We start from the raw sequence: 17,677 nt of genomic DNA, 5'->3' as shown, positions 1-17,677 counted from the left end.
GTCGATCTCGCGGGCCCCTGCAAGCGGCAGCCGTCGCTGCCCGCCAACTTCTGCCCTTGGTTGAGCGCAGCGGGCGCCTCACAGGTGCGGGGACTGGCCGCAGTGCCATGAACCAGCCTCCAATCACTATCTTTTTGATAGCTATCAGCGCATGAAATACCTGCGCATGGGCTCAAAAATGCCTCAAAAACCCTCCTTGCGCCCGGCAAGAGATGGCTTGACGCCACAAACAGAAATAACTATTCTTTAAATTGCAAATTCAATCAACTTAAGAATAGTCAAATGAAAACCACCCGCCAGCAGCAAGACGCCACGCGCCGCCAGATCGTGGCCAGCGCGGTGGATCTCATGACCCGCCAGGGTTTTGACGGCACGACGATGAAAGACATCGCGCGTGCCGCCGGTATCGGCGACGCCACGATCTACAAATACTTTCCGACCAAGGACCGCATCGTGCTGGGCTACCTGGACGACGTGGCCCACCAGGCGCTGGCCGACACGCTGCAGACGCCGGGCTTTGCGGGCTACGGCCTGCAAGAAAAGCTGCAGCGCCTGACCGATGCCGTGCTGGAGCGCCTGCTGGCCGACCGCGAGTTCGTGGCCCAGGTGCGCGGCCTGGCCCGGCGCTCGCCGCTGTCGATGCTGGCCGAGCCGCTGGCAGCGCGCCAAAACCTGCGCGATGCGGTGGCGAGCTTTCTGGAAGCCGCCGAGGCCAGCGGCGAGATCGAGCCCTGCGACTTCAAGGGCCTGGCGGGCAGCCTCTACACCGACTACCTTGCGGGTGTGGTGAGCTACTGGCTGGCCGACACCTCCGACGAATTTGCCGACACCACGCAGCTGGTGGACCTGTCACTGGGCGTGCTGGTGCAGGCGCTGCGCGGCGGGCTGGTCAACCGCGTGCTGCAACTGGGTGGCTTTGTGCTGCGCAGCCAGATGGCCCGCATGGTGCAACACGGCAGCGGCCTGATGGGCATGCTGCACATGGCCCAGCAGGCCATGGCCAGCGCCCCCACAGCCCGGGCACCCGCTCCCATGGCAGCCGCCGCCGCAAGCCCGGCCACCACGCCTTCGCAGCCCCCCCGAGCACCGCGCAAGCCCCGCGCTGCCACGCCCCCCACCGGGGCACCGGCCGCCCAGCCCAACGCCACGCCCCGCAAGAAAAAGAGCGCTCCATGAATGCGACCCCTGCCCTCGCCGCGCCCACCACCGCGCGCGCCACACAAGTGCCGCCCGGCACCGCCATCCACGCCACACTGCCGGGCGCAGATTTTTTTGATGCCTACGAGGTGGCCGACCGGCACCCCACACGCTCTGCCCTGCAGTCGTGGCTGGACGTGGCGGCCCGCACCCCGGCATGGACCCGCGCCCTCATGTTCGTGCGCAACAAGGCCGTGCGCCTGGTGGGCCTGAAGGACCTGGGCCAGTTGGACGATGACCATCCACCCGCCAGTGGCCGGCCTCTGCGCGACGCGCGCAGTTACCGCGTGGGCGACCGCGTCGGCATCTTCCGCATCCGGCATCTGAGCGACACCGAGGTGGTGATGGGCCAGGACGACAAACACCTGGACGTACAGGTGTCCATCTGCAAACAGCCCGCCGCCGCTGGCGCCACGCCCCGCGTGGTGCTGAGCACGGTGGTGCACATCCACAACACACTCGGCCATGCCTACATGGCGGTGATCACGCCCATCCACCGCGTCATAGCGCGCGGCACGGCGCAGCGCCTGGCAGACCATGGCCAAAACTGACGCGGAAGCACCCCGCACCGGCAAGCTGGCCCGCAGTGCCATCACGGGGCTCGCGGCAGCGCGCATCGGTATGGCCGAGCTCTCGCACCGCACGTGCAAGCGCTCGGCCCAGGCGCAGACCGAGCACGAGGCAGCGCTGGGCCGCATCCTGTTTGGCGCGCTGGGGCAGCTGCGCGGCTCGGCGCTCAAGGTGTCACAGCTGCTCAGCATGCACCCGGGCCTGCTGCCCGACGGCGTGCGCAGCGAACTGGCTCGCGCCCACCACCAGGCCCTGCCGCTCAACCGAGCCCTGGTGGGCCGCGTGTTCCGCCAGGCCTTCGGGCAGGAGCCAGAGGCGCTGTTCGACCACTTTGAACCCACTGCGTTTGCCGCCGCCAGCCTGGGCCAGGTGCACCGCGCGCAGCTGGCAGGCCACGGCACGGTGGCTGTCAAGGTGCAGTACCCCGGCATTGCCGCGACCATTGCGAGCGACATGCAACTGATGCGCGCCGCGCTGCGCGCGCTGGCCCACACCGACATGCCTTTGCCTGCGGATGCCGTACTGGACAGCGTGATGACCGAGATCGAGGCCACGCTGCTGCGCGAGGTGGACTACCTGCAGGAGGCTGAACAAATGCAGTGGTTCGCCCAGCACGCGGCCCGGCCGGGCGTGGTGATGGCGCAGCCCGTGCTCTCGCACACGCGGGCCCAGGTGCTCACGCAGCAATTTCTGCCCGGCCAGCCGCTGCAGGCCTGGCTGGCCACACAGCCATCGCAGGCGCTGCGTGACCAGGCTGGGCAGCACCTGTGGGACTGGTTCATGCACTGCATCTTTGTGCTGGGGCGGGTGCATGCCGACCCGCATCCGGGCAACTTTCTGTTCGCGCCCGATGGCACGGTGGGCGTGCTCGACTTTGGCTGCACGCGTGCCCTGCCCAGCGCATTCCGGGCGCAGGTGGTGCATGCGTGGTCGGCCCTGCTGCGCGCTCCCGCCGACCCCGCGCGCAATGCGCAGGTACTGCAGGCCTACCAGGCGCTGGGGCTCTTGCGCAAGGACCTGACCGTGCAGGCCTACACCAGCGAACTCGCCCCCGCACTGGCCGAGATGCAGGCCTGGCAGATGGAGCCCTTCACCCAGCCGGTGTTTGACTTTGGCACCAAGACACCGCCGCCCATCACCCCCGGCCAGCACCAGCGCGTGCTGGGCCTGCACCTGGCCCAGGTCCCTGGCGAGATGCCCGCATTCGAGCGCATGTGGATGGGGCTGATGCACCTGCTGACGCAGCTGGGTGCCCGGGTGCACACCCGGGCGCCCGAGGCGCTGGCCATTCACCCATGACCAACACGGCGCTGACCCTGGCGGCAGCCGGGCTGGCCCTGGTGGGTGTGGCCCATTCGGTGCTGGGAGAGCTTCTGCTGTTTCGTAGCCTGCGCACGCAGGGGCACCCAACGGCGGGGCGCGTGGAGCCCGGCACTGCGCGGCAGGTGCTGCACACCCCGCACCTGCGCATCCTGTGGGGCACCTGGCATGTGGCCTCGGTGCTGTGCTGGGCGTTGAGCGCCCTGCTCTGGCGCCTGGGCACCGCGCCTTGGGACGCTGCCCTGGGCGCCTGGGCCGCCGATGTGGTGGGCCTTGCCACCCTGGCCAGTGGCGTGCTGGTGTTCTTTGCCACACATGGCAGACACCCGGCATGGTGTGCGTTGCTGGTGATTGCGGCGCTGGTGTGGTGGCGCTGAAGCAAGCCATCGCGGGCAGGTGAATGGGGGACGCCGACGCCGGATGCCTGAGCAGGCGTGACAAACATCACGCTGCAACCGTTTGCCTCCGAAGTCGGCAACACAACTTCACAAAGCTTCGCAATGAGACTACACCGGCTTGACGCAGCGTGCGCACCATGAAGTCTCCGGTTCCGCAAGGAATCACATCTGAGGAGAACCTTATGGCCCGCAAAGCACTTGCCGCTGTGTCCATCGCCCTGCTGTCGCTGGGCGCCGCGAGCGCGGCGCAGGCGCAGACCAGCGCCACCGTTGTCATCCAGGCTGGTACACCCGTCTACCGGCAACCCGCCCCGGTACTTGTGCAGTACCAGGCACCGCCCCCACCCCGCTACGAGGTGGCACCGCACCCGCGCCGCGGCATGGTGTGGGTGCCCGGCCACTGGGAGTGGCGCGGCCACCGCCACGTGTGGATGCAGGGCTACTGGGTGAAGGCCCGCCCTGGCTACCACTACCGCGAGCCCCGCTGGGTCGAACACGGCGGGCGCTGGAACATGCAGCCCGGGGGCTGGGACCGTGATGGCGACGGTGTGCCCAACCGCCATGACCGGGACCGCGATGGTGATGGCGTGCCCAACCGCTACGACCATCGCCCGGACAACCCCTACCGCCGTTAAGCCGAGGGGCGGCCGCCTGCGGTAGCGCGCAGGCCAGCCCCAGAGCGCCCCCCTGCGCCTACGCCAGGGGCGGCATCGCGCCTACAGCGCGGCGCCGGGTGCCCGTGCACCATCGAAACACCCGGTTCCGCATCGAACCACCCACAGGAGACACTCATGGCCCGCCACCCGCTCACCGCAGCATCCCTCGCGCTTATGGCGTTTTTGGCCTTCGCTCCTGCGCAGGCCGCCACCCAGGGCACCGTCATCATTCAGTCCGGCCAACCCGAGCGCGGCTACCAGACTGCGCCCACCTACCAGGTGATTCCTGCGCCCCCACCTCCGCGCAACGAAGCGATGCCCCGCCCTCGCCGAGGCCAGGTATGGGAAGAAGGCCACTGGGAATGGCGTGGCAACCGCCACCACTGGGTGCGCGGCCACTGGGTGCAGGCGCGCAACGGCTACCAATATCGCCAGCCCCAGTGGATCGAACGCGAAGGCCGGTGGGAGATGCAACGCGGTGGCTGGGACCGCGACGGTGACGGCATCTCCAACCGCAACGACCGGGACCGCGATGGCGACGGTGTGCCCAACCGCCGTGACAGCCAGCCGGACAACCCGCGCCGCAATTGAGGGAGCAACTCCCGCCGCGACCAGGGCGCTGAGCAGGCCCCGTCCCTGCGGCAGCGGCGGAACACTGTTACCGCAGCAACAACACAGCCCGACCGAGCCCCGGAAAGTCCGCCACCACCTCGGTACCTGGCGCCACCAGCACGGTGCCAGTGCACGACCCCGTGGTGACCCACTGCCCCGCGCGCAGCCCGCCCAGGCTGCGCGCGCCTTCGTTGGCCAGCCACACCAGTAGCCGCAGCGGGTCGCCCGCCGGATTGCCCCAGGTGGCATGCTGTACGGCCACTGCCCCGTTCACCCACAAGGTCACCGCTTGCGCCAGGGGCTGCACGGCGGCCACATCGTTGGTGCCAGTCCCCACAATCAGCGCCCCGTGGCAGGCCTGGTCGGCCAGACGGCTCCACTCGCCCTGTTGCGCCCATGCAGCAAAGCGCGTGTCGCATACCTCAATGGCGGCGCGCACCGACACCACCGCCGCCAGCACCTCGGCGGCGCTGTAGGGGGTGGCGCGGGCGGGCAGGTCGGCCCCCAGTTCGTACACCAGCTCCGCCTCCACGCCCATCACGGCAAAACCCGCTGCAGACAGAGCAACCGCCTCACCCGCTGCGGCCGCCCACACCGAATCGCGCGTGAGAGCGGCCCGCGCGGGTTGCGCCTGGGGCGACGCGGCGCCGACCTTCCAGCCTGCGATGTCACCGCGCGCACGCACCACGGCGTCCTGCACCGCGTAGGCCTCGGCGGCATCGCGTGGGCGAAGCCCTGCGGGAAAGTCCAGCGGGCGGGGGGTGCGCCCCTCCCGGGCCCGGGTGATGATGGCGGCGCTGGCGACAGGGTCCAAAGTGGCGGGGGGCATGGCAAAACTCTCAGTGGGATAAGGGGTCGGCGGATTATCGGCACCTTCACCAGCGGCCCCGCGCCGCTGCATCAGCAACGATTGCGCCCCATTAGCAGCCGGAGTCGATCTTGCGCGCAGGCTTGGCCCCTAGAATCGGCCTCGCAGGAGAGCACGGCAGCCACAGGCCGCCGCTGCACCGAAGGCGCAAACTCCCATACACGCTCAGGTCCCGTACTGCACCATTCATCAAAGCCGTCTGGAGAGCCGCCTCGCGCAACGCGAAGCGCACCGAAGGAGCAAGCCGCAGCCCGGGTGGGTGGCGGTGAATCTCTCAGGTACCAAGGACAGGGGGAGCGGCAGCTAGGGCATTCATGCGCCAGCTGCACGCTATTGAATTCATAGCTGCCAGCGCATGTTGTTCTAGCGCCAGAGCCCAGAAAGGCTTTGAAAATCATGCGCGTGATCGTTTTGGGCGCCGGCTTGCTCGGCGTGACTTCGGCTTATTTCCTTTCGCAACTCGGCCACGAGGTGACCGTCATCGACCGCCAGGGTGCGCCCGGTGCCGAGACCAGCTTTGCCAACGGAGGTCAGATCTCGGTGAGCCACGCCGAACCCTGGGCCAACCCCAGCGCGCCGCTCAAGGTGCTGCAGTGGTTGGGCAAGGAGGATGCGCCCCTGCTGTTCCGCATCCGCGCCGACATGCGCCAGTGGCTGTGGGGCCTGTCCTTTTTGCGTAACTGCACGCCAGCGCGCACGCGCCACAACATCGAGCAAATCGTGCGCCTGGGCACCTACAGCCGCGACACGCTGCAGCAGCTGCGCGCGGCCACCGGCCTCCAGTACGACCAGCGCACGCAGGGCATCCTCCACTTCTATACCAACCAAAAGGAATTCGACGGCGCGCTGGCCCCGGCCGAGCAGATGCGCGCGCTGGGCTGCGAGCGCCAGGTCATCAGCGCCGACGAGGCCGTGCGCATCGAGCCTGCGCTGGCCCACATCCGCCCGCAGCTGGCGGGCGCCACCTTCACGGCCGAGGACGAATCCGGCGACGCCAACCAGTTCACGCGCGAGCTGGCCAAGCTGTGCGAGACGGCGGGCGTGCAGTTCCGCATGGGCCACCACATCACCGCGCTGCGCGAGGCAGGCGGCCGCATCGACCATGTGGAAGTGACCAATGCCGAAGGTCGCTTCGAGCGCGTGCGCGGCGACGCGTTTGTGCTGGCCATGGGCTCGTTCAGCCCGCTGCTGGCGCAGCCGCTGGGCATCCAGCTGCCCATCTACCCGGCCAAGGGCTACTCGGTGACCATGCCGGTCAAGGACGCCAGCAAGGCGCACCAGGTGAGCCTGACGGACGACGAGTTCAAGCTCGTGTTCTCGCGCTACACCAGCGAACGCGGCGGCGACCGTCTGCGCATTGCAGGCACGGCCGAGCTGAACGGCTATGACCGCCACCTGAACCAGGTGCGCTGCGAGGCCATCGTGCGGCGCGTGGAACAGCTCTTCCCTGGCGCGGGCGACGCGAGCCAGGCCCAGTTCTGGAGCGGTCTGCGCCCCGCCACGCCCAGCAACGTGCCGCTGATTGGCAAGACGAAGGTGGGCAACCTGTTCCTCAATACCGGCCACGGCACGCTGGGCTGGACGCATGCCTGCGGCTCGGGCAAGGCCCTGGCCGACATCGTGAGCGGCCGGGTGCCCGAGGTGGACTTTGCGTTCCAGGGCTTGCAGGGGCGCGCAGCCGGGGCGGCGCTGGTGCCGTCGCGCACGGCAGCCTGAAGCAGCGCGCGGTTGCAGCGAGGCAAGGCCGCTGCAACCGCCGCGAGAGGCTGCGCCTACTTGGCCGCGCCTGTGGCGTGTGCCACAAACTGCGCCACGGCCAGCATGTCCTTCTCGCTCATGCGCTCGGCATAGGACGGCATCACGCCGATGCCTGCCTTGAGCGCACGCAGTACACGGCCGGCGTCGGGTTTCAGTTCATCCAGCACCGGGCCTACCTGGCCCTCGGCACCGGCGGCCTGGAGCGTGTGGCACACGGCGCAGGCGGGCTGGATCTTGGTGAACAGCTCCTTGCCGCGCGCCAGTTCGGCAGGGTCGGCGGCCCAGGCCGACGCACAGGCGCCAGCCGACCACACCGCCACGGCAAGGCGGCGCGCTCGGTTCAATCCACCCATGTCAGGCCACGGTCACGGTGACGGCGTGGTCGCGCCAGCTGGCGTTGTTGTAGCCGCCCAGGTTTTCCTCGCGCTGCTCGGCCTGCACATTGCCCGCCGTGTCGGTGGCGCGGCTGGCCAGCACATGGGTGCCCGCCTCCAGGCGCACGGGCAGCGCAAACTGCCGCCAGGCAAAGGGGCCCAGGTCGGGGCCGATGAGCTTGGCCGCCAACCAGGTCTTGCCGCCATCGGCCGACACCTCCACGCCCTTGATGCCGCGCGTGCCGCCAAAGGCCACGCCATGCACCTGCACCTGTCCGGGCTTGAGTGCCTCCTTGTCGGGCAAGGGGCCGTTGATCCACGACTTCACGCCCATCTCCCACACCGAAGGCTGGTCGGGGCTGGCCTTGCTGCCGGGCGGCGACATGCGGTAGCCGTGCGACATGATGCGCGCCTGCGACTGTGCGCTGGTAAACGCCACGCGCTTGACGTACTTGATGTTGTTCACGCCCTGGTAGCCGGGCACCACCAGCCGCAGCGGCCCGCCATGCGCCAGCGACAGCGGCTCGCCGTTCATCTCCCAGGCCAGCAGGGCATCGTCCATCGCCTTTACAGGCACGGAGCGCTCCACCAGTACCGACAGCGGGTCCACGCCTTCGGGCAGCTTCTCGCCCCCCGTGCCGGTCAGGTAGGCGGCACCATCGGCCAGCCCGCCCAGGGCGGCCACCACGTTGCGCAGCGGCACACCGCTCCAGACCACACAACCGGCAGCGCCCACCGACCAGGGGGTGCCGCTGGGCTTGCTGGGGAAAAAGCCCCGGCCATTGCCCGAGCACTGCAGCACGGTGGCCACGGTCTCCACGCCCAGCGTCTTGAGCTCAGCCAGGGTGAGGCTGCGCGGGCTCTTGACCCCTTCGACGGACACCGTCCACGCGTCGCGGTTGTCCAGGATGGCCGCGTCGGGCGCAGGCAGGTTGTTGCGCACGTACAGCTGGTTGGACGGCGTGATGACGCTGGTGCCGAACGCGGAGCGGCGCGTCTCCAGGGTGCTGCTGCTGTGCACGATCAACGCATCCGGCGACTTCCACCCCGCATAGGCGGGCAGCGGCTTGGCCGCAGAGGCTGCGGCCTGCTGGGCCCGCGCACTGCCCGTCCATCCGGCCAGGCCCAGCGCGCTCAGGGCGGCAGCACTTCCGGCCAACATGTGGCGGCGCGGCAGGGTCATCGAATCTTTCATGGAAACGTCTCCAAATAGTGGGGTGGACAAAACCTTGTAGCCCCTCGCCATTGAGCGGGGACGGGGGATCGGGTCAGCCCGCATTCTGTGCGGCCGCTCCTCCTGCCGCACGCACGGCGTCGTGAGCAGAAGTAACAAGAACAAAAGATCGGAAACATTCGTACGCAGGTGCGGGGGGCGTGGGCATATTCGCGCTTTGTTTTGGGGAGAGGAGCAGCGCAATGAACACCACCAGAAAACCGACCCGAGGCCCGCTGGGACTGCTACTTGTCCTATGGCTGGGATGCAGCGCAGCACAGGCCCAGCTGACGGCCATCGTGGCCGTGGAACCCACCGCCCGCAAGGCGGCGCATTCCATCCTGCGCACCGCTGCCGAATCAGGCCTGTCGAAAGCCGCGGGCCAGTCGGTGGCACTGACGACCAGCGACGATATGGCCGACGTGATGCGCGCCACCCGCAGCGCGGGCTATGACATCTTCATTGGCCCTGCCCAGGTGGCTGCGTCTGCATTGCAACGCGGCTACGAACTGGTGGGCGCTACGCAAAAATCAGACAGATACCTGCTGGTCGGGCTGCAGCAGTTGGCGGCAGTGCCTGCGATGAAGGGCCGCAGACTCTACCTGCCCCAGCAGGACTCGGTCTATACCTACATGGCGCGCGGCATGCTGAACGAGGCAGGACTGTCGTTCCAGGACCTGCGCGCCGTGCAGTACGAAAAATTTCCCCAGGCGGGCCTCACCGCCCTGACCCTGGGCACGGCCGATGCCACCGTGGTGCGCGAGGACGACTGGGCCGAATGGTCTGCGGCGCACCCCGGCACCGCGCGGGTGCTGGCCACGTCGCAGCCCGTTCCGGGCGGGTTCTCCATCGTGGTGAAAAAAGACCTGCCGGCGGATGCGCGCAACAAGCTGGCCCAGTGGTTCAACGCGTCGTCCTCCGCCAGCGGCCTGCCGCCAATCTCCGTGCGCCCGGAGGTGGTGGAATACCGTCGCGTGGCCGAGCTGGGGCTGTTCACGCCCACCAGCCTGCCTGGGGTCAACCGTGTCACCGCGCGCGAGGCCCAGACCCTGCTGGCGCAGGGCGCCACGCTGGTGGACACCCGCACCGAAAAGGAATTCAAGACCAAGCGCATCCGCGGGGCCGTATTCGCAGCGTATGTGGAAAAGAGCCTCAAGGACGTGGCCTTCAATGCCGCGCAGGATGACTTTCAGGCGCTGGACAAGCTTCAGGGCCTGGACAGAGCCAAGCCGGTGATTTTTGCGTGCAATGGCGCCGAATGCTGGAAGTCCTACAAGGCAGCCAAGGTAGCCTCCGCCAAGGGCTTCCAGTCGGTGTACTGGCTGCGCGGCGGGTTGCCCGAATGGGACGAAACCGGCCTGCCAACCGAAGGTGGCTAGGAGTCTGCGCAAGGCCTCTGGCCCCTGTCCTTACAATTGGTCGCTTCTCAACTCCCAAGGGCGCGCAAGGCGCCCTTTGTATGGAAATAGCAATACTGTTCGCCCTCATCTGTCTCAACGGCCTGTTTGCCATGTCAGAGATCGCTCTGGTCACGGCCCGCAAAGTCCGGTTGCAAAAGCTGATTGATGAGGGCGATAGCGGTGCCGCCGCGGCCGTGAAGCTGGGCGAAGACCCCACGCGCTTCCTCTCCACCATCCAGATCGGCATCACGTCGATCGGCGTGCTCAACGGTATCGTGGGCGAAGCCGCGCTGGCCGCGCCGCTGGCCTCGTGGCTGGAGCGCCTGGGAGTGCCACTGCCCTACGGCGGCTACGCGGCCACGGGTCTGGTGGTGGTGCTGATCACGTACTTCTCCATCGTGGTGGGCGAACTGGTGCCCAAGCGCATCGGCCAGTCGTACCCCGAGACCTTTGCCCGCCTGGTGGCACGGCCCATCAACTTTCTGGCGCTGGCCACCAAGCCGTTTGTGCTGCTGCTGTCCACATCCACACGCACGCTGCTGCGCCTGTTGGGTGTGAAGGAAACCAGTGGCAGCCCGGTGACCGAAGAAGAGATCCACGCCATGCTGGTCGAAGGCACCACCGCCGGCGTGATCGAGTCGCACGAGCACACCATGGTGCGCAACGTGTTCCGACTGGACGACCGCCAGATCGGCTCGCTGATGGTGCCGCGCGGGGATGTGGTGTGTCTGGACATTGATGCTCCGTTTGAAGACAACCTCCAATGCATTGAAGAGTCCGACCATGCGCGCTTCCCTGTGGTGCGCGGCGGCATGGACAACATCCTGGGGGTGATCAACGCGCGCCAGTGGCTGTCCCGCACCCTGCGCGACAAGGCGCGTGGTGGCCTGGCCGACCAGCCGCTGCAAACGGCGCTGTATGTGCCCGAGACCATCACGGGCATGGAGCTGCTGGACAACTTCCGCCTGTCGGACGTGCACATGGCGTTTGTCATCGACGAATACGGCGAGGTGCAGGGCATCGTGACGCTGCAGGACCTCATCGAGGCCATCACCGGCGAGTTCCAGCCGCGCGACCCCGAGACCTCGTGGGCGCTGCAGCGCGAGGACGGCAGCTGGCTGCTGGACGGCCACATCCCCGTGCCCGAGCTGAAGGACCGCCTGAACCTGGACGCCGTGCCCGAGGAAGAGCGCGGCCGCTACCACACACTCAGCGGCATGATCATGCTGCTGACCGGCCGCCTGCCCAAGGTGACCGACACGGTGCAGTGGGAGGACTGGAAGCTGGAAGTGGTGGACATGGATGGCAAGACCATCGACAAGATCCTGGCCACGCGGCTGACGCCCGAAGAAAAAGCCGAGTCCGACGAGAACGGCGCGGGCTGACCGGCGTTGACTATGGCGGGGGCTGCTGCGCCAGCCAGTCCCCTCGTCTACCTCAGGACGGCGAGGGCTCGCCGTCCACAAATACGGTCAACACGCCGGTGTAGCCGTACAGATGGTGGTGGGCGATCTCGCCGCCCGCAAAAAATCCGGCCAGTGGCACATCGCCCAGCGCATGGCGCACGATCTGCAGCTCGGCGCTGGGCCCGCCAAAATGCGGCCCGCCCCGGCCCGAGCAGCTCACATAGATCGCACCGCAAATGCGCCGCCCCGTCTGCGGTTGCGCTCCAGCATGTCCGTCAACGCCCGGCGCAGCGGCCAGTTCCCCTGGCGCGCCGGACGCCACCATGGGCGCGGGCTCCAGCTCCTCCGGCGATAGTTCCTCGCGGATCTCGGCGCAGATGCGCATGAGGTCCGCCCGCGCGGCCGCCACGTTGCGCTGGCAGAACGCCAGGTGCATGCCGGGCTCCACATGGTCGGCCAGGGCCACACCCCGGCGGGAGCCGTCCAACCCCAGGATATGGCGCACGCGCGTGTCGGTGCCAAAGTGGCCCGTGCGGCGCTGGCCCTGTGGCTGCTCACCCGCACTGACCAGCCCGGCCAGCGTGGCGCGCACCTTGCGCAGGGCAGGCTGCGGGTCGCCACCGTCGAGCGACACCTGCAGCGTATCGAGCAGCACATCCAGCGCCGGCTCGCCATCCAGCGCAAGCACCACGTTCTCCTGAGCGGCCGTGATGGTGTGCAGCGCGCCCACGGGCTGGCAGCCCTGCGTGACGCGCGACACCAGCGACACACCCGCGCCAAACGCCACGCCCGAGAGGCCCCCGTCAAACACCCCGCTGGCACCGCCCTGCCCGGCCATGTTGCCGTCGCCGCCCACGGCAAACTGCACGCTGGCCGTGCGGCTGGCGCTGAGGCCGCCAAACAGGTAGCCGGTGTCAGTGCGCGCGGCCATCTCGGTCAGCAGTTCGGCCAATTCCGGCGTGTGGCCGTCGGCATGCACCAGCGCGGTATGGGCCACAAAACCTGCGTCGGCATGCGGCGCGTGGGCGGGCAGCGGCGCCACGCCAGAAAACACGCGGTACTGGTCGGCCGGCACATCGAACAGCATGACCGACAGAGCCGGCTCGTCAAAGTATTCGGCATTGTTGGCCGACACGCCCACGCCCACGGTACCGCTCCAGTCGGTCACCTCGGGCAGTTCGCTGCTCAGGTAGTCGAGCAGCGCCTGGGCCTCGTTGGCATAGTGGTCGGTGATGTACAGCAGGCCCAGGGTGGGCGCCGACGCGTAGTCAGGCAATGCCATCTGGGCGCGCAACTGCGCCAGTACCAGCGCAGCGGCCATGCGCCACTGCGGGTGGGTGGCATGGCCGGTGGGGAAGAGTTTCATGGTGATGGTCTCCAGGCCTGGGCGGGGGTGGGGCAGTGCCGCGCCATCTGCGGGCTGCCACACCGGCCCGCTTTGGCGTCAGCCCGCTCGCTTGCGTGCCGCAGGGCTGCGGGTGCTGCCGGCCTTTGCGGCGGCGGGTTTCGTGGTGGTTTTGCGGGCTGCGGGTTTCTTGGCGGCAGCGGCCTTCTTGGCAGTGCCCGCTGAGGACGCGGCGGCGCGCTTGGCGCCGCCCTGCATGGTCTGCATGCCCTTGGCGGCAAACTGGCTGGCCATGCCGGTCGCCGTCTTGAGGGCTTCCTTGGCCAGGCCGGTGGCCATGTTTTTGGTGGTGTCGATGGCGGTCTGCTTGGCCGCGTCCTTCATGGCGTTGGTGGCAATCTGCTGGAACTGGCTCGTGAGCGCGCCCCACCACTGCATCGGGTCCACCACGGCAGGCTCGGCGGCCGCCGCTGTCTTTCCCTTGGCTTTGCCTTTGGCGGGTTGAGGGGCGGGCTCGGTGTCAGCAGGCTCCTCCTCGGACTCGTCGGCAGCGCTGGCGCGGCCGGTCACGCGGGCGGCAGCACCCGCCACGGCCTCGGCGGCGCCGGTCACCGTGTCAGCGGCTTTTTGCACGCCGCTCATCACCGTGTCGGCGGTCTTGAGCTTGAAGGCGTTGGCCACGTCGCCCATGCTGAAGTTCATGCCCTTGAGCGTGGCCAGGGTCATCTTCTGCACCTCCAGCGCCTGGATGGTGGCGGCCAGCGCGCGCGAGTTCTGCTCCAGCCAGAACTGCACGGCCTTGAGCTCGTCGATGCGCTTTTCCAGCTCTTCGACGCTGATGGTGGGCGCCACCCAATTGCTGAGGTTGGGCAACTGCGGAATGCTGCTGGACGCCCCCTTGGCAAGGCTTTGCAAAAAGTCAAAACCGGGGACGAATTTGCCGAAACCGAAGTTGGATGTGTCGCTCATGGCCGCTCCGCAAGAGGTGGGTCGTGAGAACCTGCTGAAGGTTCTGAGGAGTCACAGCTTACTCCAATGCGTTGCGCCCGCGAAGGCGCTGCGGCGGCTGTCACCTCAGTGTTTATGCCCATCCATCATGCTGCCCGCCGTGGCGCCACCGGGTGCAGCCGTGCCCACGGGCAGCGTGAGGTTGAGCTTGCTTTCCACGCCCTTGGCGTCCTGGAACACCAGGGTGATGGGCACCGCGCTGTCCTTGGCCAGGGGCGCCTTCAGGTCCAGCAGCATGATGTGGTAGCCCCCGGGCTTGAGTTCCACCGTCTTGCCTGCGGGCAGGTCCAGCGTAGGCACCGCACGCATCTTCATGATGTCGCCTTCCATCTTCATCTCGTGCACCTCGGCAAGGCCGGCAGCAGGCGACTCGGCACGTACCAGGCGAGCACCGTCCTTGGCGGTCAGGCGCATGAATGCGCCCGTGGCCTTCTGGCCCTGCACGCTGGCACGCGCCCAGGCGCCTTCGACCTTGACGGCGGCGGTCTGGGCCCATGCAGGGGCACTCAGCAGTGCGGCAAAGACGGCAGCGGTGTGAAGCAGTTTTTTCATGGTGAATGTCTTTCGGTTTGCGAGAGAAGAAGGGAAGCGGCAACAGGCTCTGGGCCCGACTGTCAATGATTGTGGGCAGCGGCGCCACCGGTGGGCAGAATCTCCAGCGCTGCGGCAGGGGACTTCAGGTCCGACAGCTGCTGGCCTGCCTTGGGCACCTCGGTCCAATCGTTGCGGCCCTCGGTGCAGACCTGGCGCACCGGCCAGTACACGGTGCCGGCCTGCTCCGGCGCCTGGGCCACGAGCACAAACTCGTCGTAGTGCGCGCTCTGCAACATGTCGTCCGGCGTCTTGGCCGTCCAGGTGATGCGCACCACGTCTTCTGTGATGCTGCGGCCGTGGCTGGTGTAGGGCTGGGCCAGCTTGTCGCGCTGCACCTCCAGCGTCCAGCCCGGCTTGGGCATGGGGCGTGCACCGCGCATGCCTGCGGGGATGTCCACCACGACCTGCCGCGTGGGCGACGCTCCGCAGCCGTGGCCGACCTTGAACGCGGCCTTGTAGCTGGCGCCGGCCGGGGCCACCTGGTATTCGAGCACCACATGGGCAGATGCAGTGCCAAACAGGGCGGTAGCGCTAGTCAAACATGCGGCAGCAGCTATCTTTTTCATAGTGTTCAGAGACATGGGATATTTTCCTTTCAGAGGCTTACCTTCAGCTCGGCCATGTAGCTGCGCTGCGGGTAGGGATGGAAGTTCCAGAACTGGTAGTTGTTGAGGTTGTCGATGCCCACGGCGGCGCTGACCGCTTTGGTGATCTGGTAGCGCACGCGCACATCGGTGGTGAAGTAGCGGCTCGCGCCCTGGTAGGCAAAACCGTTGGGGTCACTGTTGTCGAGCGTGCTGTACTGCTTGCCGCTGTAGCGCGCGCCCAGGGTGTACGACCACTTGTCATCGGGCCGGTAGGTGGCCACCGCAGTGGCGCGCCACTCGGGGATGCGGGGCTGCCATTGGCCGACGCTGGCCGGGAACTTGTCGTTGCGCGTGATCTTGGAATCCGTCCAGGTCAGGCTGCTGCCCAGCTCCAGCCCGCGCACAAAGACGTTGGCGGCCTGGTACGACAGCTCAATGCCCTTGGTACGGATGGCATCCACGTTCTGCACGTTGGTCACGTTGGGTGTGACGAGCACATTGGTTTGCGAGTACAGCGCGTCCTTCGTGCGCTCAAAAAAGGCTGTCAGGCGCAGCAGGCCATTGCCCATGTCCCGCTCGGCGGTCAGCTCGGTGGTCCAGCTCTTCTCGGGTTTCAGATTGGGGTCGTTGTTGATGAGCGTGCCGCTGCCGTTGATGCCGCCCTGGTACAGCTCGGCCACGGTGGGCATGCGCACGGCGCGTCCGGTGGAGGCCTTGAGCACCCACAGGTCGCTGGCCTGGTAGGCCACGGCCGCCTTGGGCGACACATAGGTTTCGTTACGCTCGGGGTGGCTCAGCGTGGTGGTGGCGTTGCCGGTCTGGCCGTTGCTGGCGCTCCAGCGCTCGGCGCGGGCGCCCAGCACGGCCTTCCACCGTGGCGCGATCTTCCACGTGTCTTGCGCCCACAGGCCAATGAGCTGCGTGTCGCCGTTGAAGGCCTGGTTGCGGGCGCCTGCATCACCGCTGATCCAGTTCGTCGTGGCGTTTTCGATAGTGCGCAGTTGGTAGCTGTCGCGCTGCAAGCCAAAGTCCACGATGTGCGTTCCCTGCAGCCCATCGGGCCGCCAGGTGCCCTTGGCGGCCAGCGTGTTCCAGCCCGTGCCCTTGCTGTTGACGATGCGCCCTGCACCACCGTTCAGCGCGGCAGGCAGCGCCACGGTAGCAGCGCGCAGGGTGTCGGTCTGGTAGTCGTACAGGCTGGCTGCCACCTCCCAATCAAACACGCCCTGCGTGCGGCTCTTGACCGACAGGCCGTGCATGAAATGTGTGAGGTCTTCGTTGGACACATTGAAGTCCGTGGGCGCGAGCGCAAACGAGCGGCCATTGATGTTGACCGTGCCGCCGTACACCGCATTGCCATTGGCATCGCGCAGGTAGCTGGTGGGCCGCCCCTCGGATGCGTTGTGCCACCAGCCGAAGGTGTAGGCGGCGCGCACGGTGGACGAGAAGTCGTAGGCGATCTTGGCCTTGATGTGGTCTTGCTGCGTGTGGTACTGGGTGGCCGTGCCCAGCAGGTACCAGGGCTGGTTGCTGCGGTTGTTGCCCAGCACTGCGCCCGTCACTGGCGTGCCCGCATTGCCCACGGTCCCCGCAGACACCAGGCGCGTGGGGAAGGTGAGCGGCTGGCCTTCGCTGTCGGTCTTGTTGAAGTTCAGGAACCACGACCAGTCGCCATTTTTGTTGCCCACTGAGGCGCTCACCTGCTTGCCCCCATAGGTGCCGTTGGTGTTGTACAGGTCAAAGGGCTGGTGCTGATAGCTCACCTGCCCGTGCGCCTCGAACTTTGTCGGCATGCGCGTGACGTAGTCCACCACCGCACCCACCGAGTTGCCTGCGTAGGCGGCCGAAAACGGGCCGTACAGCACGTCCACGCGCTCAATTTCTTCTGGCGTGACCAGCATCCAGCGTGGCGCGTTGGTGGGGCCGTTGCCCAAGTAGTTGCTCAGCAAAATGCCATCGGCAAACACCATGGACCGCGCCGGGTTGCCTGTGCCCGAGGCGCGGGTGGACAGCACGGCGTGGTTGTAGTCGCCGATATAGCGCTTGCGCACCAGCAGACTGGGCAGGTACTTGAGGGCGTCTTCGCTGTCGGTGGCGTTGATCGCATGCTCGATCTGCTCACGCGTCACGCCCTCGATGGTGGTGGGGATCTGCGTGGGCAGCGAGGTGGGCTGGCCGCCGGTGATGGTGACCACGCCCAGTTCCTTGACGGGGGCATGGCTGGTGGTGCTGGTGCTGTCAGCGGTCTGGGCGAATGCGGATGAAGCCCCGGCGGACGCGATGCCAAGGACGACGGGAAAGGCACTGGCCACGGCCAGCGCCATGCGGCTGTTGCGCATGGAAACTCCTGAAAATCAAACCAAATAGGCCG

The 17,677-nt window shown here is 67.5% G+C and carries 17 protein-coding genes and 1 riboswitch; of the genes, 9 read left to right on the top strand and 8 right to left on the bottom strand.

From position 1 onward, the window contains the following. Window positions 1-282 precede the first annotated feature (282 nt). The 6 genes from IB236_RS20580 to IB236_RS20555 all read left to right on the top strand — a co-directional run bounded on the left by IB236_RS20580 (window position 283) and on the right by IB236_RS20555 (window position 4,732). On the top strand, window positions 283-1,176 hold the full coding sequence (locus IB236_RS20580; RefSeq protein ID WP_192422001.1) for a TetR/AcrR family transcriptional regulator: 894 nt from the start codon (window positions 283-285) through the stop codon (window positions 1,174-1,176). Further along, on the top strand, window positions 1,173-1,748 hold the full coding sequence (locus IB236_RS20575; protein WP_192421999.1) for a DUF2867 domain-containing protein: 576 nt from the start codon (window positions 1,173-1,175) through the stop codon (window positions 1,746-1,748). The genes IB236_RS20580 and IB236_RS20575 overlap by 4 nt, the downstream gene beginning before the upstream one ends. Beyond that, the gene (locus IB236_RS20570) at window positions 1,735-3,066 is read left to right on the top strand and encodes an AarF/ABC1/UbiB kinase family protein (protein ID WP_192421997.1); all 1,332 of its coding nucleotides are present in this window, start codon (window positions 1,735-1,737) and stop codon (window positions 3,064-3,066) included. Before IB236_RS20575 ends, IB236_RS20570 begins: the two co-directional genes overlap by 14 nt. Further along, window positions 3,063-3,464, top strand: a complete 402-nt coding sequence (locus tag IB236_RS20565) for a hypothetical protein (RefSeq protein WP_192421996.1) — start codon at window positions 3,063-3,065, stop codon at window positions 3,462-3,464. Before IB236_RS20570 ends, IB236_RS20565 begins: the two co-directional genes overlap by 4 nt. Before the next feature lie 203 nt (window positions 3,465-3,667). Beyond that, on the top strand, window positions 3,668-4,120 hold the full coding sequence (locus tag IB236_RS20560) for a YXWGXW repeat-containing protein (protein WP_056065441.1): 453 nt from the start codon (window positions 3,668-3,670) through the stop codon (window positions 4,118-4,120). 156 nt (window positions 4,121-4,276) lie between these two features. Beyond that, entirely contained in the window at window positions 4,277-4,732 is a 456-nt protein-coding gene (locus IB236_RS20555; RefSeq protein ID WP_056065438.1) for a YXWGXW repeat-containing protein, read from the top strand. Window positions 4,733-4,799: 67 nt separating this feature from the next. Here the strand turns inward: IB236_RS20555 and IB236_RS20550 are convergent, their stop codons facing one another. Further along, window positions 4,800-5,582, bottom strand: a complete 783-nt coding sequence (locus tag IB236_RS20550; RefSeq protein WP_192421994.1) for a 2-keto-4-pentenoate hydratase — start codon at window positions 5,580-5,582, stop codon at window positions 4,800-4,802. 228 nt (window positions 5,583-5,810) lie between these two features. Beyond that, a riboswitch (glycine riboswitch) is annotated at window positions 5,811-5,922 on the top strand. Window positions 5,923-6,017: 95 nt separating this feature from the next. Between IB236_RS20550 and IB236_RS20545 the strand changes: the two genes are divergently transcribed. Continuing rightward, the gene (locus tag IB236_RS20545) at window positions 6,018-7,337 is read left to right on the top strand and encodes a D-amino acid dehydrogenase (RefSeq protein ID WP_192421988.1); all 1,320 of its coding nucleotides are present in this window, start codon (window positions 6,018-6,020) and stop codon (window positions 7,335-7,337) included. A 56-nt stretch (window positions 7,338-7,393) separates the two neighbouring features. Here IB236_RS20545 and IB236_RS20540 read toward each other — a convergent pair whose 3' ends face one another. Together IB236_RS20540 and IB236_RS20535 are read right to left on the bottom strand one after the other, a co-directional pair. Beyond that, window positions 7,394-7,732 carry a cytochrome c gene (locus IB236_RS20540; protein WP_056065430.1) on the bottom strand — a complete coding sequence of 113 codons (339 nt, stop codon included), beginning with the start codon at window positions 7,730-7,732 and terminating at the stop codon, window positions 7,394-7,396. 1 nt (window position 7,733) lies between these two features. Continuing rightward, a complete protein-coding gene (locus IB236_RS20535) occupies window positions 7,734-8,948 on the bottom strand; it encodes a sulfite oxidase (RefSeq protein ID WP_192421986.1) in 1,215 nt (404 codons plus the stop codon). A gap of 221 nt (window positions 8,949-9,169) precedes the next feature. On the opposite strand from IB236_RS20535, the gene IB236_RS20530 reads away from it, so the two are divergent. Together IB236_RS20530 and IB236_RS20525 are read left to right on the top strand one after the other, a co-directional pair. Further along, window positions 9,170-10,345: a rhodanese-like domain-containing protein gene (locus IB236_RS20530; RefSeq protein WP_192421984.1), complete on the top strand. Its 1,176-nt coding sequence runs from the start codon at window positions 9,170-9,172 to the stop codon at window positions 10,343-10,345. Between the two features lie 80 nt (window positions 10,346-10,425). Then, the gene (locus IB236_RS20525; RefSeq protein WP_056065422.1) at window positions 10,426-11,751 is read left to right on the top strand and encodes a hemolysin family protein; all 1,326 of its coding nucleotides are present in this window, start codon (window positions 10,426-10,428) and stop codon (window positions 11,749-11,751) included. 52 nt (window positions 11,752-11,803) lie between these two features. Here IB236_RS20525 and IB236_RS20520 read toward each other — a convergent pair whose 3' ends face one another. The 5 genes from IB236_RS20520 to IB236_RS20500 form a co-directional block, all read right to left on the bottom strand. Then, window positions 11,804-13,138, bottom strand: coding sequence for an FIST N-terminal domain-containing protein (locus tag IB236_RS20520; RefSeq protein ID WP_192421982.1), 1,335 nt, complete (start codon window positions 13,136-13,138; stop codon window positions 11,804-11,806). 78 nt (window positions 13,139-13,216) lie between these two features. Beyond that, entirely contained in the window at window positions 13,217-14,086 is an 870-nt protein-coding gene (locus IB236_RS20515; protein ID WP_192421981.1) for a PhaM family polyhydroxyalkanoate granule multifunctional regulatory protein, read from the bottom strand. Between the two features lie 105 nt (window positions 14,087-14,191). Further along, window positions 14,192-14,677, bottom strand: coding sequence for a copper chaperone PCu(A)C (locus IB236_RS20510; protein WP_056065416.1), 486 nt, complete (start codon window positions 14,675-14,677; stop codon window positions 14,192-14,194). A gap of 62 nt (window positions 14,678-14,739) precedes the next feature. Continuing rightward, entirely contained in the window at window positions 14,740-15,300 is a 561-nt protein-coding gene (locus tag IB236_RS20505; protein WP_056065414.1) for a YcnI family protein, read from the bottom strand. 14 nt (window positions 15,301-15,314) lie between these two features. After that, a complete protein-coding gene (locus tag IB236_RS20500; RefSeq protein WP_192421980.1) occupies window positions 15,315-17,645 on the bottom strand; it encodes a TonB-dependent receptor in 2,331 nt (776 codons plus the stop codon). Window positions 17,646-17,677 lie beyond the last annotated feature (32 nt).

Origin of the sequence: Acidovorax sp. ACV02, assembly GCF_014851475.1 — a bacterium.
Classification (GTDB): Bacteria; Pseudomonadota; Gammaproteobacteria; order Burkholderiales; family Burkholderiaceae_C; genus Acidovorax; species Acidovorax delafieldii.
The sequence above is the reverse complement of the archived record's forward strand: the minus strand, read 5'-3'. Positions and strand labels throughout refer to the sequence as shown.